The organism is Candidatus Babeliales bacterium (assembly GCA_035288105.1).
In the GTDB taxonomy this organism is placed as follows: Bacteria; Babelota; Babeliae; order Babelales; family Vermiphilaceae; genus SOIL31.
The window spans coordinates 1-8,729 of record DATEAY010000046.1 but is presented as its reverse complement, the minus strand read 5'-3'; the positions used below and the strand labels follow the sequence as shown (position 1 = coordinate 8,729).

At 37.9% G+C, this 8,729-nt stretch carries 8 protein-coding genes; 7 read left to right on the top strand and 1 reads right to left on the bottom strand.

The features are described from left to right. Positions 1–231 precede the first annotated feature (231 nt). From rpmF to acpP, 6 genes are all read left to right on the top strand, one after another. Complete coding sequence (rpmF, locus tag VJJ26_02445) at positions 232–489, top strand: 50S ribosomal protein L32 (protein HLC07026.1); 258 nt, start codon at positions 232–234, stop codon at positions 487–489. A gap of 96 nt (positions 490–585) precedes the next feature. Then, positions 586–1,641, top strand: coding sequence for a phosphate acyltransferase PlsX (plsX, locus tag VJJ26_02440; protein ID HLC07025.1), 1,056 nt, complete (start codon positions 586–588; stop codon positions 1,639–1,641). A 169-nt stretch (positions 1,642–1,810) separates the two neighbouring features. After that, positions 1,811–2,491, top strand: coding sequence for a tetratricopeptide repeat protein (locus VJJ26_02435; protein ID HLC07024.1), 681 nt, complete (start codon positions 1,811–1,813; stop codon positions 2,489–2,491). A 9-nt stretch (positions 2,492–2,500) separates the two neighbouring features. After that, positions 2,501–3,925, top strand: coding sequence for a glutamate--tRNA ligase (gene gltX / locus VJJ26_02430; protein HLC07023.1), 1,425 nt, complete (start codon positions 2,501–2,503; stop codon positions 3,923–3,925). A 170-nt stretch (positions 3,926–4,095) separates the two neighbouring features. Continuing rightward, the gene (locus tag VJJ26_02425) at positions 4,096–5,013 is read left to right on the top strand and encodes an acyltransferase domain-containing protein (GenBank protein HLC07022.1); all 918 of its coding nucleotides are present in this window, start codon (positions 4,096–4,098) and stop codon (positions 5,011–5,013) included. A gap of 119 nt (positions 5,014–5,132) precedes the next feature. Beyond that, positions 5,133–5,408 carry an acyl carrier protein gene (gene acpP, locus VJJ26_02420; protein HLC07021.1) on the top strand — a complete coding sequence of 92 codons (276 nt, stop codon included), beginning with the start codon at positions 5,133–5,135 and terminating at the stop codon, positions 5,406–5,408. 255 nt (positions 5,409–5,663) lie between these two features. On the opposite strand, the gene VJJ26_02415 is transcribed toward acpP, so the two are convergent. Continuing rightward, entirely contained in the window at positions 5,664–7,220 is a 1,557-nt protein-coding gene (locus tag VJJ26_02415) for a hypothetical protein (GenBank protein ID HLC07020.1), read from the bottom strand. 129 nt (positions 7,221–7,349) lie between these two features. Between VJJ26_02415 and VJJ26_02410 the strand changes: the two genes are divergently transcribed. Next, the coding region (locus tag VJJ26_02410) for a hypothetical protein (protein HLC07019.1) at positions 7,350–8,729 on the top strand (1,380 nt) is incomplete at its 3' end.

Sequence of the window (8,729 nt, the reverse complement as noted above, 5' to 3'; positions counted from 1 at the left end):
AAGACAAGAAGACATTTTAACAAAAATTGCTCATGCAATTGTTCAACCCTCTCATCCTGCTGAGATTGATCGTGCAGATATGATACAAAAATATATTGATAAGTGGGATGAGAGGCATAAAAAGTCTTAATCTATTTGATTTTGCGTTATTAAAAGAATTGCCGTATAATAATGTATATTCTTTAGTTTGAAACATTAATTTTATATTTTCTTAGTTTTTAGGATGATGTCATGCCAGTACCAAAACGGAAACGCTCCAGAGCCCGTCGTGATTCGCGCTTTGCAAATAAGGGTATTAAAGTAAAAGCAATCTCTGGTTGCCTTAATTGCAAAGATCCAATCGTTCCTCACACTGCTTGCAAAAACTGTGGTTTTTACAAAGGTGTTAAAGTATTAGCTACTAAGGCTGATAGAAAAGTTAAGCGTCTTGCTGTAAAAGCAGTAAAAACGCCAGCAAAAAAAGCGTCTGACGAATCACAAGCTGAGTAATTTAACCCCATTCTCCATTGCATTACGAATGGGGACCCCAATTGAAGAGAAGTCAAAATTGGGGATAACTTTGGGCTAATAATAAGGAACTTTATAATGATTGCGGTTGATGTTATGGGGGGCGATTATGCCCCGCAAGAGACGATCAAAGGCGCATTGGCTGCAGCACAAAAAGGAGTTCCCCTTATCTTATTTGGCAACCAGGATAAAATTATGCCATTGTTGGCACATTACTGTCCTCGGTGGCGTTCTCTTCCAATAGAACTTGTTCATTGTTCTGATGTTATTGATATGGATGAAGATCCTATTCGCGGTATGTTACGTAAAAAAGATGCGTCAATTATTCGTGCGTTGCAAGCAGTGCATTCTGGTAAAGCGCAGGCGTTTGTCTCTGCTGGTAACTCAGGTGCCGTAATGGCAGCGGCAACAATTATTATTGGTCGCGTACCGGGTGTTTTGCGTCCAGCAATTGGTACTTTTTTGCCTACTAATAACGGTTCCTTGTTTTGTCTTGATTTGGGTGCAAATCCTGATTGTAAGCCCGAATATATGGTTCAGTTTGCGTACATGGGTTATGCATACATGCGTCTTGTAAAACATATAGCTCAACCGCGTATTGCGTTGCTTTCTAACGGACATGAATCGTACAAAGGTTCTACTCTTGTCAAACAAGCCTTTGAGTTAATGTCAAAAACAGATCTTGAGTTTGTTGGTAATATTGAATCGCGTGATATTTTTTCTGGTCGTGCTGACGTCATTGTGACTGATGGATTTACCGGTAATATACTACTTAAAAGTATTCAGGGAACAGCGAAGGCTGTTATGGATTGGATGAAAGATGAAGCATCGCGCTCATTGTTTTTGAAAGTATTACTTGGTCTGACATATCCGTTACTCAGTCGTATTAAAAATAAAATTGATTACGCGCGTACAGGTGGAGCGCTTTTATTGGGCGTCAATAAGCCGGTAGTAATTGCACATGGATCTTCAAAAGAGCAAGCAATTACACAGGCGATTTTTTTTGCTCAGAAAACGATAGATCAAAAAATTATGCCGACATTTAATGAAACTTTAAAAGTGTTGTTGGAAAAAGGTACGAATGTCATCAAGGTAGTCAAGCAGCCGCCTGTTTTTCATCAAGCGCAACTTTAGGACACTTTATTTTTTTGCTCAGGTATGGTACGTTTTATATCCAATCTTCATTTCATTTCGATCGGGTACCCATTAAAAGGAACTGGAAATGCGAGAAAGAAGCGGAGTTGGGGATTAAAGTTGGGCTAAATCATATGTTTAACAACAGTTTTTCGTGGAGTTATGTAATATGGCTATTCAAAAAACGACGCGTTCGTCAATTTTCCAAACTATTTCTGATGCACTACGTGCGCAAAGTACATTGATCGGAGTAGTTTTTTCTGTTTTTGTGATGGTAATGGTTTTGTTCTTTGCTCATAAACTATGGGTAGTAAAAAAAGAGCGAGCAGCTCAATATGATTTCAGTTCTTTAATGACAGAATACGAAACAATATCACGTGAAAAAAATCCTGAATGGTCTGCATTGCTTGAAAAGTTTGAAAAAAATTATGAAAAGCATGCAAGCTCATCATTGTTACCCTATTATTTGGGTTATAAAGTTCGCATTTTATTAAATCAGGATAAAAGAGATGAAGCGCTTGCTACATTGGATAAAATGATTACTGATATGCCAGGATCGCCAATGCTGGCCTTGTACGAAATGGAACGAGCCTTGCTGCAGTTGGACAATGCAGATGATGTGATCAAAACAACTGGATTGGAAACATTAAAACAATTAGCGCACGATGCCAATAATAAGTTCCGTGATAGTGCACAATTTTATTTGGGGCGCTACTACTGGGCAATGAATCAGACTGATTCGGCACGTGAAGTATGGCAACAACTTGTTGATGAGCAACGCGATGAAAAAATATCGCCATCTCCATGGGTAAGTCATGTACAAGATAAACTTACATTAACGATTGTGTAGCGAGACATAATGAGTATTGAAAAACCAGTGCGAGTTCGTTTTGCGCCGTCACCAACAGGGCATTTACATATTGGTGGGTTGCGAACAGCATTATTTAATTGGCTTTTTGCGCGTCACCATGGTGGCGCGTTTTTACTTCGCATAGAAGACACTGATCTTGAGCGATCAACAGTTGAATATCGTGATTCAATATTGCATTCATTTGCATGGACGCAATTGGAACACGATGAAGAAATTGTAACGCAAAGTGAGCGTATAGCAGAGCACCAAAAAGTTGCGCAACAACTTATTGATGCAGGCAAAGCGTATCGTTGTTTTTGCTCACCAGAAGAACTGCTTGTGCGCTATGGGCGTGAACATGCAGGGGATGATTTTTTTGTGACGTATGATGGTTACTGTCGTGACAGACCCACACAAAACGGTGATGAACAAAAACAACATGTTGTTCGTTTTAAGTTGCCTAAAGATCGCACTGAAGTTTCTTTTGATGATCTTATTAAGGGAACCATAACATTTGGTCTTGATCAACTTGATGATTTTATTATTCTCCGCTCCGGCGGTTTTCCCATGTACAACTTTGTTGTGGTAGTTGATGATGCTTTTATGGGCATTACGCACATTATTCGCGGGGAAGAACATATTGTTAACACACCAAAGCAAATTTTACTGTATGAAGCGTGTGGATATGCAGTACCATTTTTTGCACATTTACCTCTTATTTTGGGGCCAAGTGGCGATAAATTAAGTAAACGTGATGGTGCAACATCAGTTGTTGAATATCGGCGTGAAGGTTATCTTCCGCATGCACTGCTTAATTATTTGGCACGTCTTGGTTGGTCACATGGTGATCAGGAAATATTTTCATTATCAGAATTGATTGAACACTTTTCTTTGGAACATATTGGTAAAAAAGGTGCAATTTTTGATTTTGAAAAACTTGCATGGGTCAATGGTGTTTACTTAAAAGCAATGACAGAAGAAGAAATTTTTGATGCAATTGTGCGCGATGTTGATGCTCATTTTATTACACAATTTTCATGGCCTGTTGAAACAATTAAACAAGTTATTGCGCTGTATAAAGAGCGTGTCAAAACATTAAAAAGCATGGTTGAAGAAGTTGTGCTGGTACACGATGGTACGCAAGAGCGACATGCAGAAGACATGCAAAAATGGATTAGTGCTGAGACAAAGTCTCATCTTGATGCAGTGATTAATGCCCTTGAGCAGCAAGAGATACTAACGCATGATAATTGTGCAGCTATTGCAAAAGAGCTAGCAGCACAACTTGGTATTAAGTTGGTAACATTATTACAACCTATTCGTCTTGCATTACTAGGAAAAGCGTCTGGTCCTGGAGTATTTGATTTGTTGGCTGTTGTAGGAAAAAAGGAAATTGTTGCTCGTTTGAAGGCGTTTCGTGCTAGTTTGGAATAAGTTTAAAAAAGTTCGTTTCCTTCGATAAACTCAGGACGAACGGGATTAAAAATTTCTTACTCCGTTCGTGGTGAGCTTGTTAACCCCATGTTCCATTTTATTTCACACGGGGACCCCGGCTAAGAGTAACGAAGCTGGGGATGAAACCTACGAACGCTTAAAGGACTCCTATGAAAATAGCATTATTGTTTCCTGGTTATGGCAGCCAATTTGTTGGTATGGGTAAAGAGTTATACGATGAATATCGTATTGTACAAGAGTATTTTGAAGAAGCCTCAAATTGTTTAAATACCAATTTTGTTAAATTATGTTTTGCGTCTTCAGATGTTGAATTAGGTAAAATGGGAAATGCATACACTTCTCTCTTTTTAGTTGGCAGTGCTACCTACGCAGTCTTAAAAGAACATGGTATAGAGCCTGATGTTGTTGCTGGATACAATAATGGTGAAAGCGCAGCATTGTTTGCAGCGGGATGTTTTAGTTTGCCAGATGGTTTATATTTATTGAATAAATTTTGTTCATTTTATCAAGAAATTGTTGATGAAATGGAAGTGGATGTTTTGCATGTTACGGGAATTGCAACTGCACAGCTTGAAGCTGCATGTACCAAAGTCAGCGATGATGAAAATAAAGTATTTGTAGCTATTTATAACAGTCCTACAGATCACATTATTGCAGGAAGTCGCACAAGTCTTGCACAATTACAAGATATGTTTGGTGATGCTCAAATGGAATATGTTGGTGTAGAAGCAGGGTTACATTCATCATTGATGAACAGTGTGGTTGATCTGTTTAAAAGTTATTTGGAAAAAGTTGATTTTAAAGATCTGAAAATACCATTGATTAGTTGTATCGATGGCAACACAATAACGGCAGGCGCAGATACTAAAGAACGCTTTATTCGTCTCATTAATTCATCGTTAGATTTGACTCGTGTAATGCGAGAGTTGGTTGATTATGATTGTATTCTTGTTGCAAGTCCAGGTAATAAGTTATCTGAAGTAATTAAGCAGCAATATCCAGAAAAAATTGTTATGTCGATTGCAAAAAAAGCAGATATTGACACACTTAAAGAGATAATAAAATAACAAGCTCTTTAGTGGGTCCCCGCGCGGAATAAAGTGAGCGTGGGGTGAGAGATATTGACACACTTAAAGAGATGTTATAACAAATCATATTCATTTCCTCGGGGGGGTCCCCGTACGAAATGAAATGGAGTATGGGGTATAAATTGATGGCAATTGAAATGAATGAAACGGCAAGTAAAATTATTTCCATTATCGCTGAGAAGTTACATATTGATGTGTCAGCAGTAAATGCACAGTCAACATTACAAGATCTTGGTGCAGATTCTCTTGATATGGTTGATATTATCATGAAAATAGAAGAAGAATTTGGCATTGAAATTAATGATGAAGATGCTGAAGGTTTGCACAATGTTCAAGATGTGATTAATTATGTGCATGCGTTACGCATAAAATAATAGCTTATACGAAAACTAAGTTCTATTTCCACTCTAAGATATTTCCCTGCGCTCATCCTGAACTTGTTGAAGGATCAGCGCCTCTTGCATTTTTATCTGTAGATTTAATAAAAATTTTAGATTTAAAATGTTTTTTATTATGTGCGCTTAATCCTTCAACAAGTTCAGGATGAGCGCGGATAAGACATAATCACGAAATATTTTAGGAAGCCTTTTGCTTAACGGGTACCCGACCGAAATATAGTGGAGGTTGGGTTAGAATGAAAATCCGCCTTTGAGCCACACGCTAGCTTGTCCCATTGTAGTGTTTGTTGGCTGATAGGCGTTTCTTGTGTTAATACCTTCAAATTCAATTTCGGCACCAATACCTAAAAATGGTATTGAATCGATACTAGTACATTGTGTCCATGCATGTGAAAAATGCCAGAATAATTTTTGTGTAATAATAAGTGGTGATGCTGCAGATTTTACATTGATATCACCCGTTGTGATGAATACTGGGAACAATCCATCGGGAATAATTGGACCGGTTTCATAAATAGTTGCAAGGCTTTCTGTTGTATTGTTTGGTTGTCCTGTTATTGGATTAACCGCGAATTGTACACCTTTCAGACCAAATTTATGTGGAGCAATTCCTTCTCTCAGACAAATTTTTTCTCTACTTCTAATCCATCCATTGTAGCCAATATCAAAAAGAAAATCGTTATAGGTATATGCAAACATAAATACCATGTCTGCTACAATGCTGCAATGAACATCACATTCAAGTGTTGTAAAATTAATTGCAGGAACTATGCGTTCAGTGAATATGCCATTTTCATCAAATTCTTTTGCTAAAATATAGCGACTGAAAAAACCATTTTTACAAAAATCAAAAGAACGAGTTTGCCGGGCTTTAAGCATGTTAGTAAAGTTTGCTTCAACCCACATGCATAATTCCTGTTCTCCATCTTTTTCCCACAGTCTGGTGTGTCCGGTAAAACCAACACCAATTCGCCAATTTTTTCCACAACCAACGCGAGGTTCAAAGAAAAATATACCTTTGGGACGAGATCCTGTTGGTGCAGATGCTCGGAAATTAATTCCAATATGTGATGTCTCTCGTCGTATAAAATCGTAGCCAAAGACTATTTCTAGTGCAGCGAGTCCGCTCAGCGTTTGTGCTCCACATATTTTTCCATATTTTAATCTTTCAACTTCACCAAAAGGGTAGAGGCCTTTCATTGCTTGAGTAAAAGATGTGTAGGGAGCATTAACCGCATTGGCAGCCATATACCCTGCAGGAAAAGGGATATCTGTTCCTTCGTTCAAAATATCTTCACTTAATTTTAAATTCCATTGTGTCCACACGCCAGGCCCGCGGAATTGTAAGTATAATCCTTTTACCCATCTATCGAGCCCAATGTAGAGTGCCATATCAATGATGAGATTGCGAATAAGAGGTTTAAAGAAAGTATCATTTGCAAAAGCGGGAGATAATCCAAAATAATCAGCGAGCAGTTCATTGGTGTCAGCGCGCCCAGGAACTTGGCTGCCTGAAAGTGAAAATGTATCAGAATTAAAGAGTGCGAGTGAAATATTTTTTGGTCTGAGTGATTGATTATATTCTGGTGTAAAGCCGATTACTGAATAATTTTTTTCTGCATCATAGCGATGAATAAAAGGGTGCCAACCAACAATATCGCGCGCGGCATTCATGTCTTGTGATCGTGGACTAAAATCTGAAATTCCACGCAGTTGTTCTGATGAATAAAGGAATGATGATGTCAGTGATGTTATCAGTAATATAATTATTCTACTTTTTTTAATCATGACAGCTCCTTTGCATGTTGTTATTACTGTAGAATGTGTTGGGTGCTGAATACAATAGATTCCCTTTTTGTACAATATGGATGAGTAATGTATATTGGTTCGAGATATTTTTTATAAGGGGTTTACGCGGTGAGTGTAAAAAAGATGAGCATTTGTTTTGTGTTGTTTATTTATTCATTTTTTTCATCTGCAGAAGTGGGATTGCAAAATCATAAAGCAGAAGTTTCTTTTGATCCAGTATATGTATCAAATAAAAATGATGGTCATCATGTTCGACCGCATGAAACACAGGAAAGTTCACATACTCACAATTCATTACAGCATCATTATACTTTGATGTCCGTAGCGGATTTTCAGCGGGCTTTTTGTGGGGCAGTAGAAAAGGAAGTTTTAAGCAATCTTAATTTGTTTGCGTTTGAAAATTTTCGTACCTATGTCCGTTCTTTGAGTGGTTACAATGAGCATGTATTGGCTCTTGAAGCCAAGATCAAAAATGATAAACATTTCAAAAAAAAGACGGCATATATTCCTGGCTTTGAATATTACTTTGGTTTAAGAGGTGAAAGTTCAGGCTTTCATGATTTTGTTGTGCAAGAAGCGCAGGCCATTCGTACACAACAAAATAAAAAATCACAGCAGGGAATTTTGCGAGTTGATGATGTACAAAAGTTGGATAAACTTGAGCAGCAATGGATGTCAAGAAAAAAGTTTGCTTGTAATCCAATTCGCTTAAATGATCGTCTTAATTCGCTTCATGCAGTACGTGTCACGCGTAGCAAAGAACTTGATCGTCAATTGGAGAGGGAGTTATTCGAATCTTGCAACACAATCAAACAATTAGAAAATAGTTTTGCCCGTAATCATCATGTTCAAGCGTTAGCTCCTGTAGTTCATTTTTGTGCAGCGCAAGCAACAAAAGAGTCTTGTCCTATTATTGCATTTGGATTATCTGATTTTTGTCATGTAGTTACGAAGGTTCTTTTGCATGGAATGAATGTACTCTATGATGCAACGTGTGCTGTTGGTAAAGGAATATATAAGAGTGGTCAGGCTTTTACGAGTATTGAGCATTGGAAAGATATGGCAACAGGAATGTTGCAATTAGGCCTGTTGTTTGCTGATGCAGTTGGTCAGGAAGAAGACTTCCATTATGCAGCAGTTTTGGCAAAGTTTTCTGAAGAATCCGATGTTATTGTGAGGTTTTCTGAGAAGTATTGTTTACACACGCAAGTTCAAAAAGATCTCATTAATCGTTGTGCCAAGGAAACGTATCAAAAAATAAAATCCATGTCGTGGCAAGAATTACTTGAGGGTGGGACTGAAATAGGTACCACTATGATTTTAGATACTTTGGCTTTGCATGCGTTGAGTGGTTTTACCAAAACAACAAGTAATGCTTTTATAAAGCAGCTACATAGTGTTGTAGAAAATGAGGCATTGTTCGCTGGCGAATATACGGTAGAAGTTGCTGGTTTTGGGAAATTGATTGTTGAAGAGGGAGCAGAGGTT